Below are 17,863 nucleotides of genomic sequence, written 5' to 3'. Positions count from 1 at the left end.
GCGCGAGCGGCGTTGCTGGTGCGGCCACGAATAGCTCCATCAGTAGACGTTGTTGACCGCACGATAGCCCTTGTTACCGGTCGGTAACCAGTGGTGTGGCCCGGTCGAGTGGGCTACCGCACACTCTTGGGCTCCAGCGTCTGTCCTTTCACGAGCCAGGCGACGCCGAACGCCCACACCGCGACGCTCTCCAGCCACAACGCGGGCAGCAGCGCCGGCAGCAGGCCGAACGCCTTGGTCACGGCGATGAGCACCAGGCAGGCGAGGATCACCACCCCGCAGACGCGGTAGACGACGCCGGTGCCGGGAGGCTGTTCACCGTCGTGGGGGAACAGGCGGAGGCAGAAGTAGGCGAGGGAGAGGAAGAACACGGCCGCGAAGACCCAGTGCAGCACGCCGGAGGTCCGGTCCCAGGCCGTCACGTCGTGGTCCGGGGTGGTGGGCAGCAGGGCGAGGCCGATCGCGCCGAGCCCGGCGACGCTGCTGGCGAGGTTGTCGACCCGGTCGTGGCCGTAGTAGGCGAGGAGGAACACGCCGACCGCGCACATGGCGCCGACCAGGACGTCCCGTAGGCCGGTGTAGTAGTAGTCGCTGAGCGACCCGGCGAGGTCGCCGCCCTGCGCGAGCTGCTTGCCGAGGATGAGGACGAACGGCAGGGCCAGGCCGATGAGCCCGATGGCGCGCCGGAGGAACAGGTACGAGTGGACGAGGGTGGTCTGCGGGGATGTGGTCGCCGTGGTCATGGCCGCCTCCGGGGGTCGCTACCGGGTTCATCGGCGTTCTCCTGCCCCGGGACGAGCGTTGTTATCCGACGGGGTCCCAGATCCTCAGCTGATCGTTACGGAGTTCGGCGAACGCGCCGGTGGCGGGGTCGTGCGCGGTGGGGCGGAAGCCCTCGGCGAAGCCGATCCGGGCGCCGTCGGCGGGGTCCCAGACCTCGAACCCGTCCTCGGTGGTGACGTGCAGGAGCCCGCGGTGACCCCACATCGGCCCGGCGGGCCCGGCGAACATCCCCGTCCGGCGCCCGGTCGCGGTGTCGTACAGCTCGATGCCGTCGAGCATCCGGTCGTGGCTCACGCCCAAGCCCTGCACGGCGACGGTCGTGTCGTCGAGCCACGCGATCGGCCGGTCCCACACCCATTCGCGCGAGGTGTGCAGACCGCGGCGCGGCCGGTCGGGGAAGGCGCGGATGTCTTCGCAAGTCTCTTCGGGCAGCTCGACCGGTCCGACGAGCCACTGGTCGTCGCCGTGGATCCGGACGAACCCCGCTTCGGTGAGGGCGAGCCAACCGCTGGGCATCGGTGCCAGACAGCCGTCGTTGACCGGCCGCACCGGACAGGGGCGCGTCGACCACTGCCCCCCGAGTTCGCCGTCCCGCAGGAGGACTTCGGACTCGCCGAGGCGCAAGCTGCCGGTGCGGCCCGGATGGCCGCAGGGCAGAGTGTTCACCACCTCAGTGTCGACCGGCGGGCAACCGATTTACCGGACGCCGAGGTGCGCCAGCCAACCACCCTTCGCCGAAATGTCCTGCGCGCCTTCCGTGGCCGCCGGTTCGCAGAGGAAGCCGGACACCGACCGGCCGTCGGCCAGTTCCAGTTTGCCGATCGCCAGCGGGGCGGGGATTCCGGCCACGAACTCGCCGAAGCCCCGCGGCGGCAGCTCCCACACCTCCGCGGCCACCGAAACGCCGCCGGAGGCGACCCGCACCAGTCCCGGCTTGGGCGGCACGGTGTCCAGCGCGTACAGCCGGTACGAAGCCGCCGTCGAAACCTCGGACACGAACCGGCCGCCGCGGGAGGTCAGCTCGTGGTTCAGCGGCTGACCCCTCAGGTGTGCGCCGACCACCACGATCGGGACCCGCTCACGCCGCAGTCCGGCCAGTGCCGCCAGTTTCAGGTCGTCGTGCGGCGCGCCCAGGAACATCACGCCGAACGGGCGCCCGGCCACCGTGCCCGCCGGGACCGAGAGGGCCGACAGCCCGAACAGGTTGGTCGAGTTCGTGAACCGGCCCAGGCGCGCGTTGACCACGACCGGGTCCGCCGCGACTTCGGCCAGCGTCGGGTGCTCGGTCGTCGTCGGGACGAGGAGCGCGTCGACGCCGGCCAACGCAGCGAATGCTGCCGCCCGCAGGGCCGCCAGCGTCCGCTGGTCGGCGAACAGCCGGTGCGCGCGGATGTCGCGGGCCGGGCCGATGATCGACCGCATGACCGGGTCGACGGCGTCCGGGTGGGCGTCGATGAACTCGCCGACCGCGGTGTACCGCTCGGCGACGAACGCGCCGCCGTACAGCAGCTGCGCGGCTTCCAGGAACGCCGAGATGTCCACAGTGGTCACTTCGGCGCCCGCGGCGGCGTAGTCCGACACCGCGGCTTCGAATGCCTCCGCCCAGCCGGGAGCCAAGGGGCCCAGCTGGTCCGGGGACGGCACGCCGAGCCGGAACCGTCCCGTGTGGACTTGAGCGGGTTCGGCGAGGCAGGTCAGCGCGAACGACGCTTCTTCCACCGTCCGGGCGAACAGCGTCACGCAGTCGATGCTCGCGCAGGCTGGGACGACCCCTTCCGTCGGCAGGAGCCCCGGGGTCGGCTTGAGCCCGACGATCCCGTTGAACGCCGCCGGTACCCGCCCGGAACCCGCGGTGTCGGTGCCCAAAGCGAGATCCACGATGCCCAGTGCGACCGCCACCGCGGAACCCGAACTCGACCCGCCGGAGACGTAAGCCGGGTCGACGGCGTTGCGGACCGCGCCGTACGGGCTTCGCGTCCCGACCAGGCCGGTCGCGAACTGGTCCAGGTTGGTCGTGCCGAGCACCAGCGCCCCGGCCGCCCGCAGCCGCGCGACGACGGGCGCGTCGGCCTCCGGCTTGTACGCGTACGCCGGGCAGCCCGCCGTCGTCGGCAGTCCCGCGACGTCGATGTTGCCCTTGACCGCGACGAGCTTGCCGTACAGCGGCAAGCCGCGTTCCTCCAAAGCCGCGGCCTCCGCCAGGACGTCGGCTTCCGCCCGGAGGTCGATCCAGATCTCCGGCCGATCCACCTGCTCGATCCTGCGGTACGCGGCCCGCACCCGCTCTTCGATGGCGGTCATCCGAGCACCACCAGCGGGGTGCCGGGCGCGACCTGGTCGCCGGGGGACACGAGCACTTCGACCACCTCACCGCCGGCCGGCGCGGGGATCCGCGCCTCCGTCTTCATCGCTTCCAGGGTCACCAGCGACTGCGCGTTCTCGACGCGCTCGCCCGCGGTGACGTCCACCCGCCACACCGTCGCCGCGAACGGCGCCTCCACGACGTGCCCGCCCGGCGGCGCCTCGACCCGCGCCGGCGGCCGGGTGACCGGCTCCGGTTTCGGGTCGAACTCGCCCGCCGCGGCCCACGCCTGCCGCTCCGCCTCGAACGCCGCCGCCTGCGTCGCCCGGAACTCGGCGATGCTGCCGGCGTTGTCCGCGAGAAACTTCTGGTAGTCGGCGAGCGCGAAGGAGCCCTCGGTGGTGTCGAGCTCCAGCTTCCCGGACGCGCTCTGCGCCCGCAGGTCCAGCAGCTCTTCGGCGGACACCGGGTACCAGGAGATCCGGTCGAAGAACCGCAGGTTCCACGGCTGTTCCCCGCCGTGCCAGCTGTTCCACACCTGGACGGTCCGGCCGACGAACTGGTAGCCGCCCGGCCCTTCCATGCCGTAGACGCAGAGGTAGGCGCCGCCGATGCCGACGGAGTTCTCCGCCGTCCACGTCCGCGCCGGGTTGTACTTCGTCGTCACCAAGCGGTGACGCGGGTCCAGCGGCGTCGCGACCGGCGCGCCGAGGTAGACGTCACCGAGGCCCAGCACGAGGTATTCGGCGTCGAACACCGTCCGGTACACGTCGTCCACACTGGACAGACCGTTCACGCGCCGGATGAACTCGATGTTCCACGGGCACCACGGCGCGTCGTCGCGCACGCCGGTCATGTACCGCTCGATCGCCTCGCGCGTCGCCGGGTCGTCCCACGACAGGGGAAGCCGGACGCTGCGGCTCGGCACCACGAGGGCGTGCGTCGGCGGCAGGTCCCGCTCCAGCTCCCGGACCAGGCCGAGCGCCTTGCCGACCGGCAGCGAGTCCGGGTCGACGTGCACCTGCAGCGACCGGATGCCCGGCGTCAGGTCGACGATCCCCGGCACGCCCTCGGCCGCGAGCCGTTCCGCGAGCGCGTGCACCCGCATCCGCAGCGCCAGGTCGAGCTTCATCTCGCCGTACTCGACCAGCAGGTTGTCGTCCCCGCTGCGGCGGTAGGTGACCGACGGCTCGCCGTCGGCCTCGGGCAGCCGCGCCAGGACACCGCCGTCGTGGCGCGGGGTCCGGCTCGGCTCGACCGCCGACGCGGGCCGCGTCCGGAGCGCGGCCGCGTGGTCGGTGCCGATCGGCACGAACCGCACGGTGTCGCCCGGCCGCAGCTGCCCGAGCTTCCACCGCTCGCCGGTGGCGACCGTCGCCGGGCAGACGAACCCGCCCAGGCTGGGCCCGTCCGGGCCGAGCAGGATCGGCAGGTCGCCGGTGTAGTCGACGGCGCCGATCGCGTACGGCGTGTCGTGGATGTTCGACGGGTGCAGGCCCGCTTCGCCGCCGTCCGCCCGCGCCCACTTCGGCCGCGGCCCGACGAGCCGGACGCCGGTGCGCGCCGAGTTGAAGTGCACCTGCCAGTCGGTGGCGTAGAACGTGTCGACGTCTTCGGGGGTGAAGAACTCCGGCGCCGCGTGCGGTCCTTCGAGGGCACCGACCGTCCACTGGGGAGCGAAGGACGGCCGGTCGGTTTCCGCGACCGGCCCCACGACCGGGTCCGCGGGGGCCGGACCGGGCTGCAGGACGTCGCCCGCGGCCAGCGCGCGGCCGCCGTGCCCGCCGAACCTCCCCAGCGTGAACGTCGCCGCGCTGCCGAGGAACTCCGGCACGTCGACGCCGCCGCGGACCAGGACGTAGCTGCGCAGCCCGGCCGTGCACGCACGGACGTCGAGCGTCGCGCCCGCGGGGACTTCGACGGGTGTCCACAACGGAACTTCGGCGCCGTCGACGAGAACCGTCGTCGGCGCGCCCGTGACGCACACCTCGGTGGCGTGCGAGAACCGCAGCGTGACACCGTCCACGGTGCACTCCAAGCCGGGCGCGCCCTCGGGGTTGCCCAGCGCGAGGTTGCCCAGCCGCAGCGAAAGGTCGTCCATCGGCCCACTCGGCGGCACCCCGACGGGCCAGTAGCCGGTGCGGCCCGGCCAGTCCTGCACGGTCGTCATCGTCCCGCCGCGGACGACGTCGATCCGCGGTTCCGCGTCCTCGACGTCGTCCAAAGTTGACGTGTCGTGCGTGGCCGAGCCGAAGGCGGCGTCGGCGGCCGCGGCCCGCAGCTGCCCGAGGTTCGTCCGCACGCCCTCGACCCGGGTCGAGGCGAGCGCTTCCCGGAGGTTCGCCAAGGCGTCTTCGCGGTCGGTGCCGGTGCAGATCACCTTGGCCAGCAACGGGTCGTAGTGGGTGGTGACGTTCGTGCCCGGTTCGACCCAGGTGTCGACCCGGGTGGCTTCGGGCAGCGCGACCCGGGTGACGAGTCCGGCGCTCGGCCGGTGCCCGGCGCTCGGGTCCTCGGCGTACACGCGCGCCTCGATGGCGTGCCCGCGCGGGACCGGCACCGCCCGGAACATCGCGCGGTCGCCCTGGGCGAGCCGCAGCATCCAGGCGACGAGGTCGACGCCGTAGACCGCCTCGGTGACCGGGTGTTCGACCTGCAGCCGGGTGTTGACCTCGAGGAACGCCGCCTCGCCGCGTTCGGGGTCGTAGACGTACTCGACCGTGCCGGCCGAGCGGTACCGCACCGACGAGCACAGCGCGACGGCCGAGTCGACGAGCTGCTTCCGGACGGCGTCGGGCAGGTCCGGGGCCGGGCACTCCTCGACGACCTTCTGGTTGCGCCGCTGCAGCGAACAGTCGCGGGTACCCAGCGCCAGGACCTCGCCCAGGCCGTCGCCGAACACCTGGACCTCGACGTGCCGGGCGCGGCGCACCAGGCGTTCCAGGAAGACGCCGGAACTGGCGAAGCTCTTGGCCGCGACGCTGCGCACGGTGTCCCACGCGGCGCGCAACTCCTCCGGGGACGCGCACGCGCGCATGCCGATCCCGCCCCCGCCGCCGGTCGCCTTGAGCATCACCGGGTAGCCGATGCCTTCGGCGCGGGCCAGTGCTTCGTCCACATCGGACAGCAGGCCGGTGCCGGCCAGCAGCGGCACGCTGGCCGCGATCGCCGCTTCGCGCGCGGTGTGCTTGCTGCCGAACACCTCCAGGTGCTCCGGGGACGGCCCGGCGAACGCGATCTTGGCGTCCTCGCAGGCCCGCGCGAAGGCCGCGTCCTCCGAGAGGAAGCCGTAGCCGGGGTGGATCGCGTCGCAGCTCGTGTCGAGCGCGGCCTGGATGATCGCTTCGCCCCGCAGGTAGCTTTCCGCCGCGGGCGCCGGGCCGAGCCGGACGGCCCGGTCGGCGAGCCGCACGTGCGGGGCGAGGCGGTCGGCGTCGGAGTACACCGCGACGGTCTCGAGACCCAGTTCCTTCGCGCTGCGCAGGATCCGGACCGCGATCTCGCCGCGGTTGGCGACGAGCAGCCTCACTCGCCGCCTCCGGGGGAGGTGACGACCAGCCGCACCGGCGTCGGGTCGAAGCCGTTGCAGGGGTTGTTGATCTGCGGGCAGTTCGAGACGAGCACGAGCACGTCGGTCTCCGCGCGCAGCCGGACTTCCAGGCCCGGCGCGGAGATGCCGTCGACGATGCCGAGGGTGCCGTCCGCCTCGACCGGCACGTTCATGTACCAGTTGACGTTGCTGACCAGGTCACGCTTGCCCAGGCCCCACTTGGCGCCCTCGATGAGGAAGTTCTCGACGCAGGCGTGCTGGTACCGCGTGTGCTGGCCGTAGCGGAGGCTGTTGGACTCCTTGCTGCACGCGCCGCCGAGCGTGTCGTGGCGCCCGCAGGTGTCGGCGACGACCGTCAGCAGCGGCGCGCCTTCCTGGGTGCGCAGCACGCTGCCCGTGGTCAGGAAGATGTTCCGCTGCGCGGCGATCGTCGCGGCCGCGCTGTAGCGCTTCGCGGTGTCGTTCGCGTCGTAGCAGAGGAAGTCGACGGCTTGGTTGCCACCAAGGTCGATGATCGTCAGCTCCTGGCCCCGCTTCAGCACCGTCGAGAACGGTGCCCGCGCGGGGACGTCGTAGCCGACTTCCAGCCGGGACTCGTACGCCGTGCTCATGCGATCCCCCGGGCGGTGAGGTAGTCGGCGGTGTTCTCGAAGGCGCGCTGCGCCTCCGGCGTGTACGTCCACTCCGGACTGTCCGGTGTGGACGGCCGGTCGCGCCAGGCGAGGACCTCCAGCTTGGTCACGGTGTAGTCCGGCCGCGGGTCGACCGGGTGCGCGACGTTGGCCAGCAGCACGATCACCGGCAGCTCGATCCGCAGGTCGACGGCCTTGCCCGCGCCCGCGGAGCCGGTGAACTCCAGCCCGCCTTCCGGCTGGACCCGCACGCCCTGGAAGAACGACAGGCTCGGCGGCAGGTCGCGCGGCCCGAGGCCGTTCTTCGCCGCCGCCAGCGTGAACAGCGCCAGCCCGGCGGGGGAGGGGCCTTCGGGGGCCCCGCTGCCGTAACGCGCCGTGTTTCCGTCCACAGTGGACGTCCCGCACAGGGCGTCGTGCCTCCCGCCGGAGTCCGCGACGACCGTGGCGAGCACCCGCCCCTGGTCCGACAGCAGCGCCACCGACTCGCCGAGGTAGGCGTTCCACTGCACCTTGACCGTGTCGGCGACGTTCAGCCGTTCCCACGGCGCCTCGGCGTTGAACAGCAGCAGGTGCGCGCAGGCGTCGCCGTCGACGTCGGTCAGCCGCAGCCGCGTGCCCCGGGCCAGCACCTTGTGCGTGTACCCGCCGCCGGCCACCGTCTCGGCCCAGGTCAGCGCCTCGGGCGCGACCTCGGGCGGGGGTGACGGCCAGGTGCTCGCCGGGATCGACGGCATCGTGTCGACGACGGTGCCTGCCTGGGCGCGGGCGTGGTCGCGAGCGCCGTAGGTCGTCGCGGTGGTGCTCATGGCGTCCTCTCTGAAATCGCGGGTTCGAGGGCGGGAGCGGGGCGCAGCCGCAACCAGCAGAGCCGGCCGATCACCAGTGCGCCGCCGACGAACTCTATCGGGAACAAGAGCATCCAGGGGGAGCCCGAACCGGCGAGATCGTAGATCTCCGCACGCGGCCAGGCGATGTTCACGATCATGCCGATTCCGTAGAGGACGGCTGCTCCGTTCAGCGGTACGCCCCAGCGACCGAGGGAGAACCGGCCCGGCTCGGCGGGGAACCGCCCGCGCAGCCGTTTCACCAGCAGCGGGCCGGTGACCAGCAGGTACGCCAGGTAGACGACGACCACCGACGTCCCGGTGATCGTGCTGAACAGCGTCGGGTTGCCGAAGTTGAGCAGCAGCAGGCCGATGGCCAGCGCGCCGGACAGCAGCGCGGGCGCCACCGGCGTCCCGGTGCGCGGGCTGACCCCGGCGAGGCGGGCGGACCCGGGCAGGGCGCCGTCGCGGGCCATCGCGTAGATCAGCCGGACGGTGCCGGTCTGGATGGTGAGGGTGCAGACGATGACGGCGACCGCGACGTCGGCGAGGAAGACCCGCCCGAGCGTGTCGCCGAAGACGGCGGTGATCACGTACGGCAGGCCCTTGCCGGCGAGCTGCCCGTCGGTGAGGCTCGGCGCGGCCATCAGCGCGGTGAGCACCACCGCGAGGCCACCGATCCCGGACACGAGCACAGCGCGCAGCACCGCCCGCGGAGCCGCCCGGCGCGCGTCCTTCGTCTCCTCGGCGACCGACGCGGCGGTGTCGAAGCCGTAGAGCACGTACGCGGCCATGAGCGCCGAAGCGAGCACGCCGCCGATGCCGGCGCTCGTGCCCGGGGCGTCGTGCAGCACCACCTGCGGGCCCCGCACGGCGAACAGGACCAGCCCGGTGATCAGGACGACGACGCCCACGAGCTCCGCGGCGACGCCGACGTCGTTGATCCGCGCCATCAGCCGGACCCCGCCGGCGTTGACCGCGGTGGTGAAGACGAGCAGCAGCGTGCCGAGCAGCACGGCGTTGGCCGCGCCCGACGGCGACGTCACCGACGGGTCGCCGCTCACGAGCTGGAAGCCGTCCCACACCGACGGCAGCACGATCTGCAGCGCGATCGCGGCGGCGGCGAGCGCGACGATGCAGCCGAGCAGCATCATCCAGCCGGCGAGCCAGCCGAGGAAGCCTTTGCTGAGCTGTTTCGCCCACTGGTACACGGATCCGGCGAGCGGGTAGCGCGCGGCGAGCTCGGCGAACATCAGCGCGACGAGCAGCTGGCCGGCCAGGACGACGGGCCAGGTCCAGAAGAACAGCGGCCCGCCGAAGGTGTAGCCGAAGCCGAAGAGCTGGAAGACGGTGGTGAGGATGGAGACGAAGGAAAAGCCGGCGGCGAAGGCGGAAAACCCGCCCAGCGACCGGCGAAGCTCCTGGCGGTAACCGAAGGCGGCGAGTTCGTCGGGTGGCGTCATGCGGGCTCCTTGTTTCTGTCGCTTGACAGAAATTAGGTCGCCACCACGACGCGATGGTCTCCGTCCTGTTATGTGTGCGTTAACGGCGGGATCGACGCCGCGTCAATGACGACATCCGGGCGTAACCGCACCTCCGTGCGCGTGTCGCGGTGCGTGACCTGGCAAGATCACATCCGTGGTCAAAGGGTCGGGGGTCGGCAGGCCGAGGGCGAGCGGAGCGGCGGCGAACCGGCCGGACGCGCGCCAGGCGGTGCTCGACGCGGCGGGAGAACTGTTCACCGGAGCCGGTTACGCGGCGACGACGACACGGGCGATCGCCGAACGCGCGGGGTTGCGCCAGGCGTCGCTCTACTACCACTTCCCGGCCAAGGAAGACATCCTCGCGGCCCTGCTGGCCGAGACGGTCCGGCCGTCGCTGGCCCTGGCCGCCCGGCTCGTCGCGGAGTCCGCGCCGGTGGCGGTCCGGCTGTGGGCCCTGGCGTACGCGGACATCGGGCTGCTCGGCGGCGCCCGCCACAACCTGGGTGCGCTGTACCTGCTGCCCGAGGTCGGCTCACCCAACCTGGCCCGCTTCCGCACGGAACGCGCGGAGCTGAAGGAGTCCTACGGCCGCCTGGTGGCGGCTGCGGGCGTGGCGCCATCGGCCGTCGGGATCCGGACGGACCTGGTGTTCGGGCTGGTGGAGAGCATCGCGGTGGTCCGCCGCGACGACCCGGGTCTGGACGTCGAGGCCCACGTGCGGGAGGGCGCCGACGGCGTGGTCCGGTTGGTGGGGCTGCCGCAGCCGTCGGACGAGCTGCGGGCGGAGGCCCGCGCGTTGCTGGCGACGCTTACGGACTGACCGGTCTTGAACACCCCAATGAGCATTGGGTGCGTTGGACGCACCGAACGCCACATTGGGTGCGTTGGACGCACCGAACACCACATTGGGGCGCTTGAGCCGATTCGCTGTCAGGAAGCCACGGTCTGCAGTGCCTTGCTCAACGCCGTGACCGTCAGCTCCACCTGCCAGGGCCGGGCTCCGCCCGCCCGCAGGACTTCCGCCACCGAGTCCTCGTCGGTCTCCGCGGGCGGGCGCCAGCACGTGCGGCGGACGAGGTCCGGCAGCAGGAGGTTCTCCACCGGCAGCCGGCGGTCCTCCGCGATCGCCGTCAGGGCCGCACGGGCCGCCGACAGGCGGGCCGCCGCGTCCGGGTCCTTGTCCGCCCAGCGGTTCACCGGGGGCGGGCCGTCGGTCGGCTGGGACGGCGACGGCAGCTCGGAAGCCGGGAGGGCCCGTGCCGCCTGCAGGTGGCGCAGCCAGCTCGACGTGTACTTGCGCTGGACCCGGCCGCTGAACACCGGCAGCGCCTGCAGCTCCTCGACCGTCTTCGGGTCCGCCGTCACCGCGTTGATGATCGCGCTGTCCGGCAGGATGCGGCTCGGTGCGCGGTCGCGTTTGCGGGCCAGCTCGTCGCGGGCCTGCCAGAGCTCGCGGACCGCCGCGAGGCTGCGGGGGTTGCGGATCTTGTGCACGCCGGACGTCCGGCGCCACGGCTCGGCCCGCGGGGGCGGCGGCGGGGCCGTCCGCACGAACTCGAACTCCTGCCGCGCCCACTCCAGCTTGCCCTGGGCGCCCAGCTCCGCTTCCAGCTTCTCGCGCAGCTGGATGAGCAGCTCGACGTCAAGAGCGGCGTAGTTCAGCCAGTCGACCGGCAGCGGTCGCTTCGACCAGTCGGCCGCGCTGTGCCCCTTCTCGAGGGTGTAGCCGAGCAGCAGCTCGACGAGCGTCCCGAGCGCCACGCGTTCGTAGCCCGCCAGCCGTCCGGCCAGCTCGGTGTCGAACAGCGCCGCCGGGCGCAGGCCCAGCTCGGCGAGGCAGGGGAGGTCCTGGGAGGCGGCGTGCAGCACCCACTCCAGGGAGTTGAGGACTTCGCGCAGCGGGGCGAGGTCGTCGAGTGCGATCGGGTCGATCAGCACCGTGCCGGACCCTTCGCGGCGCAGCTGCACGAGATAGGCCTTGGGGAAGTACCGGTAGCCGGACGCGCGTTCGGTGTCGACGGCGACCGCGCCGGTGCCCGCGGCGAGCTTCGCGCAGGCGTCGGCCAGCGCGACCGGATCCGTGACCACCGGGGGCGTGCCCTCGGCGGGTTCGCGTAGCAGCACAGGGCCGCCCGTGGACTCGATCTCCATCCCGGTGTCCTCGGCCTCTGCACTTTCCATAACTGACGACCCTACGGGACGGGCATACCGCGCCTGGTCCGCCCGTCCCGCAGGGAGGTTCGCCTGTGTCAGCGGATCACGCCGGCCCGCATGGCCAGCGCCACCATCTGAGCCCGGTCGCCCGTGCCGAGCTTGCGCCCGATCCGGGACAGGTGGGACTTGACGGTGAGAGCGGAGAGCGAAAGCTCCTCGCCGATCTCCTTGTTGGACTGCCCGTCGGCGACCAGCTGGAGCACCTCCACCTCGCGAGCGGACAGCTCGCGCGGGGTGTTGTCGGTGCCCGCGACGCGGGTCCCGGTGGCCAGCACCGGTGCCACGCTCGGGTCGGCGTAGACGCCGCCCTCGAGCACACGCCGCACGCCGTCGGTCACGACGACCGGCGACGCGGACTTCAGCAGGTACGCCTGGGCCCCGGCCTGGAAGGCCGAGCGGACCGCGTACGGGTCGTCCGAGGATGCGAGGACCACCACGCGCGGCCACCCGTGGCTACGGAGTTCCGTAACCAGCTCGATGCCGCTGCCGTCCGGCAGTCCGAGATCGAGGATCGCCAGGTCACAAGGCCCAGTGGCCTGTGCTCGCGCCCTCGCCTCGGCCACCGTGGCGGCTTCGTGGACGGTACCCGCACCCATCTGTGCGAGTCTTGCTGCGATTGCCTCCCTCAACAGCGGGTGGTCATCGACCACCAACACGGAAAAAAGCTCTTCCCGCGGGTGCGGAACCATGCTCGCCGGCAAAGCACCGGCTGGCGTGGATCGGACGGCCTGAGATAAGCCGACGGTAGCCACGTCACTACCTCCCTGGAGTCGGTCGTGCCCCCCGACCGGCACCGGGACCTTCGGCCGTTCAGCCGCGCCAGCTTTAGACCGAAAGTGGTGTCGTCGAAGGCACTGTAGCCGCCCTGAGGCCGTTGCGGGGGGATCGAATGGGTATCTATCTCAAACGAACAGTCACTCAGTGGGTTCGTAGTAACACGATCGGGCTAGTACACGGCCGGTTGCTAACGGATAGCCCAGCGAACACGATGCACACTGGTTACCGGCACCCAAATGGCCGTGCAGATGAGGTGTGCAGCTGCCGGTGCGCCTAGTGGCGGGGGGCCGGATGGGCGCCCGAGGCCCCCGGAATGTGGCTCCGGCCGGGGCATGATCAACTCCGCGGCGGTGGCCCGGCGCCCCGTCTTCCCGCCGGGAACGGTGACTGTCCGTGTCGCGTGCGGGCGTGCGCACGCGCGCTGTGCCGCAAGTTGATCTTGTTGCGGTGTGTGACCGCCTCGCGTCACGAACGGGGACGCCGGGCGGGGACGTGAATCAGCCTCAGGAACCGCGAGGTGAGGGCTCCGGGGTCCCCCATCGGGGTGGGCCGCCCCGCGCGCGCAGCGGTGCCCACAGGCGTCCGGACAAGGCGGTTGGACGGCGTTCAGTGGATGTGAAATTTGCTCACATTCGTACAAGAGGCGGTCCCGGGGCGGCCGACGGCGGGCGCCCGTTGCCGTTTCGTTGCGAAGATCGCCCGGGAGATCAGGAGTTCTGCCGCTGCCCGAAGAGGGTCACGCCGACCGGCGGCAGGCCCACGACGCTCGCCATGACCTGGCAGAAGGCCTGCCCGTGCGGCAGCAGCGCGGCGTCCGTCGGCGTCCACGACGCCCGCACCTCCAGGTCGTCGGTGCGGGCCGGGCCGGAGATGTCGCCGAAGCGGGCCGACGACGTCTCGGTCACCGTGCCGCCGAGCGCCTTCCAGCTCGCGCCGGACACCTCGAGCGCGTCGGTCAGCCACGACCAGCCGACCGCGGGCAGGAAGGGATCCGTGGCCAGTTCGCGGTCGAGCTCCGCGCGCACGTACATGACGAGACGCAGCACGCCGTCCCAGCCGTCCTGGCCGTCCGGGTCGTGCAGCAGCACCAGCCGGCCCGAGGCCAGCACGTCGGCGGGGCCGGACACTTCGCAGCTGACCGCGTACGACCACGGCGCGAGCCGCTGCGGCGGGCGCATCGGCTCCAGCAGCACCTCCCGGCGGGGCCGGACGGACTGCAGCGCCGCGACTGCTTCGCGGAAGAGTTCGGGCACTGGCGTCATCGCGGTCACGCATCGACTTTAGGGCGGGCACGCCCCGTTGCGGGCGCAGGCGCGCCGAGAGAAGGGGCCGCCGGGGCACGTGGCACGATTGCGTGCGATGTCTCCGACCACGCCCTTGCCGCCCTTGCCGCAGCAGACGACCACGTCCGGCCGCCGCGAGCTGCCCGAAGCCCCGTTCCTGGCCGCCGCGCGCGGCGAACGCCCGGCCCGCACGCCCGTCTGGTTCATGCGCCAGGCCGGTCGTTCGCTGCCCGAGTACCGCGCCCTGCGCGAGGGCGTGCCGATGCTCGACGCCTGCTTCGACCCCGAGATGCTCGCCGAGATCACGCTGCAGCCGGTCCGCCGCCACGGCGTCGACGCCGCGATCCTGTTCAGCGACATCGTGGTGCCGCTCAAGGCGGCCGGGGTCGACATCGACATCGTCCCCGGCACCGGCCCGGTGGCCGCCGCGCCGGTGCGCGACCTCGCCGCCGTGAAAGCGCTGCCGGAGCTGGAGACCGACCAGGTCTCGAAGGTCGCCGACGGCGTCCGGCTGCTCGTCGAGCGGCTCGGCGGGACCCCGCTGATCGGCTTCGCCGGCGCGCCGTTCACGCTGGCCAGCTACCTCATCGAGGGCGGCCCGAGCCGCAACCACGAGCACACCAAGGCGCTCATGCACTCCGAGCCGGCGCTGTGGCACGAGCTGGCCGGGCGGCTGGCCGACGTCGCGCTGACGTTCCTGCGGGCGCAGCTCGACGCCGGCGTCGACGCGATCCAGCTGTTCGACTCCTGGGCCGGCGCGCTGTCCGAGCGGGACTACCGCGAGTTCGTCCTGCCGCACTCGGCGAAGGTGCTCGAAGGCATCGCCTCCTACGGCGTGCCGCGGATCCACTTCGGCGTCGGCACGGGCGAGCTCCTCGCCGCGATGCGCGACGCGGGCGCCGACGTCGTCGGCGTCGACTGGCGGATCCCGCTGGACGAGGCGGTGCGGCGCCTCGGCGGGAAGGCGATCGTCCAGGGCAACCTCGACCCGGCGCTGCTGCACGCGTCGTGGCCGGTTCTCGAAGCCGAGGTCCGTCGCATCGTCGAAGAGGGACGCGCGGCCGACGGCCACATCTTCAACCTCGGCCACGGCGTCCTGCCGGGTGTCGACCCGGACGTGCTGACCCGCGTGGCCGGGCTGGTGCACGAGCTGTGAAGCGCGTCGCGGTCGTCGGGGGCGGCGTTTCCGGGCTGACCGCGGCGTACCGGCTGCGGCGGCTGCTCGGCGACGCCTGCGAGATCGTCGTGTTCGAGAAGACCCGGACGCCCGGCGGCAAGCTGCGCACGGTCGAGCTCGCCGGGGTGCCCTACGACGTCGGCGCCGAGGCGTTCCTCGTCCGCCGTCCCGAGATGCTCGCACTGGCCCGCGAGCTGGGGATCGATGTCGTCAACCCGACGAAGGCCCGCGCGAAGATCCACGCCGGCGGCACCGTGACCGGCCTGCCGCCGGGCACGGTGATGGGCGTGCCGTCGTCGGCGGAGTCGGTCGCCGGAGTGCTGTCGGAAGCGGGCCGCCGGGCCGTCGAGGCCGAGGCGTCGCTGCCCGAGCTGAGGCTGCCGGGCGGCGACGTGCCGCTGGGGCCGCTGCTGCGTTCGCGGTTCGGGGACGAGCTCGTCGACCGGCTCGTCGACCCGCTGCTCGGCGGCGTCTACGCGGGCGGTGCCGACGGCCTGGGCCTGCGCGCGACCATGCCGGGCCTGGCGTCGGCGGTGGCCGCGGGCGCGGGCTCGCTGACCGCGGCGGCCGCCGCGCAGCTCCCGGCCAACCCCTCGGCCGCACCGGTGTTCGGCACGGTCCCCGGCGGCCTGGGCACGGTGATCGACCGGCTCACCGAACTCTCCGGCGCCGAGCTGCGGACCGGCCTGCCGGTCTGCGAGATCGAGCGGCACGGCGCCGGCTGGCGGCTGCGCATCGGCGCCGCGCCGACCGCGCACGCCCCGGCGGACAACACCGAGGACGTCGACGCGGTGGTGCTCGCGGTGCCCGCGCCGTCGGCCCGCCGGCTCCTGGCCGACCCGGTGCCGGCGGCCTCGGCGGCGTTCGGCGAGGTGGAGCTGGCGTCGATGGCCGTCGTCGCGCTCGCGCTCCCGCCGGGCACGCGGCTGCCCGAAGCCTCGGGGATCCTCATCGGCCAGGGCGAACGAGACGCTTCCGGCATGCCGTACGCGGCGAAGGCGTTCACGTTCTCTTCGCGGAAGTGGGCGCACCTTTCCACCGGGCCGGTGCTGGTCCGCGGCTCGGTCGGGCGCTTCGGCGAGCTGGGCGCCCTGCAGGCCGACGACGTCGAGCTGGTCCGCGTGGTCCGCGCCGACCTCGCCCGGCTGACCGGCGTGACGGAGGCGCCGATCGAGACGCTGGTGACGCGCTGGGGCGGCGGCCTGCCGCAGTACGGCCCCGGCCACCTCGAGCGCGTCGAGCGGATCGAGAAGGCGGTCGCGGAACTGCCGGGGCTGGCGGTCGCGGGCGCGACCCTGCACGGCGTCGGCCTGCCCGCCTGCGTCGCGACGGCCGAAGCGGCCGCGCACCGCATCGCCGCCCACCTCACCGCGTAGGTCCCGGCCCGCACCTCTCTTCGTGAGTGCTCTCACCCGACCCGTGGCGGCAGTCCGGTCGCCGCGGTGACAGGATGGAGCCATGGCGCGGGTCAACTACAACGAGCTCAACGACACCATCCGCTACACCACCTGGTCGGTCTTCCGGATCGAGCCGGGCAAGCTGGGTGAGGACCGCGGGACGGCCGGCCGCGAGACCACGGAGTACCTCGACGGGCTCGAGGCCAAGGGCGTCGTCGTCCGCGGCGTGTACGACCTGTCCGCCCTGCGCGCCGACGCCGACTTCATGATCTGGTGGCACGCCGAGGAGATCGAGCAGGTCCAGGCCGCCTACGCCGGGTTCCGCCGGACACCGCTCGGCCGCGCGTCGACGCCGGTCTGGAGCCAGACCGCGCTGCACCGCCCCGCCGAGTTCAACAAGAGCCACATCCCGGCGTTCCTGGCCGGGGAAGAGGCCCGCAAGTACATCTGCGTCTATCCCTTCGTGCGGTCCTACGAGTGGTACCTGCTGCCGGACGCCGACCGCCGCAAGATGCTCGCCGACCACGGCAAGGAAGCCCGCGACTACCCGGACGTGCGCGCCAACACCGTCGCGTCGTTCGCCCTCGGCGACTACGAGTGGATCCTCGCCTTCGAGGCCGACGAGCTGCACCGGATCGTCGACCTGATGCGCCACCTGCGCGGCACCGAGGCGCGGTTGCACGTGCGCGAGGAGATCCCGTTCTACACCGGCACGCGCGTGCCGCCCGCCGAGCTCGTCGCGGCGCTCCCGTAGTGCGCGAGGTTGTGGAGGGCGTCTGGCACGCCCTCACCGGAGCGCGGCCGGGCCCCTTCGAGCTGACCGGCGCCGAGGACGTGCTGCCCGGGCCGTACCGGGTGGCGGCGGCCGCCGCGGCTTCCGTGGCCGCGGCCACGTTGGCCGCCGGCGAAATGCTGAAGCTGCGCGAGATCGAGCCGGGCGTAGTCACGGCGGACACGCGGCACGCGGCGGCGGCGTTCCACAGCGAGCAGTTGCTGCGCGTGGACGGCGTCGGCGCCGGGTCGGCCTGGGCGCCGCTGTCGGGCAACTACCGCACGGCCGACGGCTGGGTGCGCCTGCACGCCAACTACCCGCGCCACGAAGCGGCGGTGTGCTGGGGACTCGGCGTGCCCGGGAGCCGCGGCGCGGTCGCGAAGGCGGTCGCCGGACGCAGCGCGCGGGAGGTCGAGCACGCCGTCGTCAGCGCCGGGGGAGCGGCCGCCGAGCTGCGCTCGCCGTCGGACTGGGCCGCGCATCCCCAAGGTGCGGCGGTGGCGTCGCTGCCGCTGGCCGACCTGGGTTCGATCGATGACGCGCCGAAGCGGACGTTGTTCTACTCGGACCGGCCGCTGGGCGGGATCCGGGTGCTGGAGCTGACGCACGTGCTCGCCGGGCCGGTGGCCGGCCGGGTGCTGGCCGCGCACGGCGCCGACGTGCTG

15 protein-coding genes are annotated in these 17,863 nt (G+C 72.8%); 5 read left to right on the top strand and 10 right to left on the bottom strand.

Features of this window, described 5'->3' with window-relative positions; translation table 11 throughout:
• Positions 1-113: 113 nt before the first annotated feature.
• From CF165_RS34970 to CF165_RS34940, 7 genes are all read right to left on the bottom strand, one after another.
• Positions 114-743, bottom strand: a complete 630-nt coding sequence (locus tag CF165_RS34970; RefSeq protein ID WP_093951868.1) for a DUF998 domain-containing protein — start codon at positions 741-743, stop codon at positions 114-116.
• A 61-nt stretch (positions 744-804) separates the two neighbouring features.
• Positions 805-1,449 carry a hypothetical protein gene (locus CF165_RS34965; RefSeq protein WP_143268725.1) on the bottom strand — a complete coding sequence of 215 codons (645 nt, stop codon included), beginning with the start codon at positions 1,447-1,449 and terminating at the stop codon, positions 805-807.
• A 30-nt stretch (positions 1,450-1,479) separates the two neighbouring features.
• Positions 1,480-3,084: an allophanate hydrolase gene (locus tag CF165_RS34960; protein ID WP_093951866.1), complete on the bottom strand. Its 1,605-nt coding sequence runs from the start codon at positions 3,082-3,084 to the stop codon at positions 1,480-1,482.
• The gene (gene uca, locus CF165_RS34955; protein WP_093951865.1) at positions 3,081-6,614 is read right to left on the bottom strand and encodes an urea carboxylase; all 3,534 of its coding nucleotides are present in this window, start codon (positions 6,612-6,614) and stop codon (positions 3,081-3,083) included. The genes CF165_RS34960 and uca overlap by 4 nt, the downstream gene beginning before the upstream one ends.
• The gene (locus CF165_RS34950; protein WP_093951864.1) at positions 6,611-7,246 is read right to left on the bottom strand and encodes an urea amidolyase associated protein UAAP2; all 636 of its coding nucleotides are present in this window, start codon (positions 7,244-7,246) and stop codon (positions 6,611-6,613) included. Before CF165_RS34950 ends, uca begins: the two co-directional genes overlap by 4 nt.
• Positions 7,243-8,076: an urea amidolyase associated protein UAAP1 gene (locus CF165_RS34945; protein WP_093951863.1), complete on the bottom strand. Its 834-nt coding sequence runs from the start codon at positions 8,074-8,076 to the stop codon at positions 7,243-7,245. The genes CF165_RS34950 and CF165_RS34945 overlap by 4 nt, the downstream gene beginning before the upstream one ends.
• Complete coding sequence (locus tag CF165_RS34940; RefSeq protein ID WP_093951862.1) at positions 8,073-9,557, bottom strand: amino acid permease; 1,485 nt, start codon at positions 9,555-9,557, stop codon at positions 8,073-8,075. Before CF165_RS34940 ends, CF165_RS34945 begins: the two co-directional genes overlap by 4 nt.
• Before the next feature lie 175 nt (positions 9,558-9,732).
• Here CF165_RS34940 and CF165_RS34935 point away from each other — a divergent pair, with 175 nt between their 5' ends.
• Positions 9,733-10,398 carry a TetR/AcrR family transcriptional regulator gene (locus tag CF165_RS34935; RefSeq protein ID WP_093951861.1) on the top strand — a complete coding sequence of 222 codons (666 nt, stop codon included), beginning with the start codon at positions 9,733-9,735 and terminating at the stop codon, positions 10,396-10,398.
• 110 nt (positions 10,399-10,508) lie between these two features.
• On the opposite strand, the gene CF165_RS34930 is transcribed toward CF165_RS34935, so the two are convergent.
• The 3 genes from CF165_RS34930 to CF165_RS34920 form a co-directional block, all read right to left on the bottom strand.
• Positions 10,509-11,729 (bottom strand): ribonuclease D, encoded by a 1,221-nt coding sequence (locus CF165_RS34930; protein ID WP_093951860.1) that lies wholly within the window; start codon positions 11,727-11,729, stop codon positions 10,509-10,511.
• Between the two features lie 98 nt (positions 11,730-11,827).
• Positions 11,828-12,544 (bottom strand): response regulator transcription factor, encoded by a 717-nt coding sequence (locus CF165_RS34925; protein ID WP_033291604.1) that lies wholly within the window; start codon positions 12,542-12,544, stop codon positions 11,828-11,830.
• A gap of 732 nt (positions 12,545-13,276) precedes the next feature.
• On the bottom strand, positions 13,277-13,840 hold the full coding sequence (locus CF165_RS34920; RefSeq protein WP_167441649.1) for a DUF3000 domain-containing protein: 564 nt from the start codon (positions 13,838-13,840) through the stop codon (positions 13,277-13,279).
• 88 nt (positions 13,841-13,928) lie between these two features.
• On the opposite strand from CF165_RS34920, the gene hemE reads away from it, so the two are divergent.
• From hemE to CF165_RS34900, 4 genes are all read left to right on the top strand, one after another.
• A complete protein-coding gene (gene hemE / locus CF165_RS34915) occupies positions 13,929-15,008 on the top strand; it encodes a uroporphyrinogen decarboxylase (RefSeq protein WP_093951858.1) in 1,080 nt (359 codons plus the stop codon).
• The gene (gene hemG, locus CF165_RS34910) at positions 15,005-16,405 is read left to right on the top strand and encodes a protoporphyrinogen oxidase (protein ID WP_093951857.1); all 1,401 of its coding nucleotides are present in this window, start codon (positions 15,005-15,007) and stop codon (positions 16,403-16,405) included. The genes hemE and hemG overlap by 4 nt, the downstream gene beginning before the upstream one ends.
• Before the next feature lie 82 nt (positions 16,406-16,487).
• Positions 16,488-17,180, top strand: coding sequence for a hydrogen peroxide-dependent heme synthase (gene hemQ, locus CF165_RS34905; protein ID WP_093951856.1), 693 nt, complete (start codon positions 16,488-16,490; stop codon positions 17,178-17,180).
• On the top strand, positions 17,180-17,863 hold a 684-nt coding region (locus tag CF165_RS34900; protein ID WP_205661052.1), incomplete at its 3' end, for a CoA transferase. The genes hemQ and CF165_RS34900, both read left to right, overlap by 1 nt.

Source organism: Amycolatopsis vastitatis, from assembly GCF_002234595.1.
GTDB classification, from domain to species: Bacteria; Actinomycetota; Actinomycetes; order Mycobacteriales; family Pseudonocardiaceae; genus Amycolatopsis; species Amycolatopsis vastitatis.
This window is presented reverse-complemented; position numbering and strand designations above follow the sequence as displayed.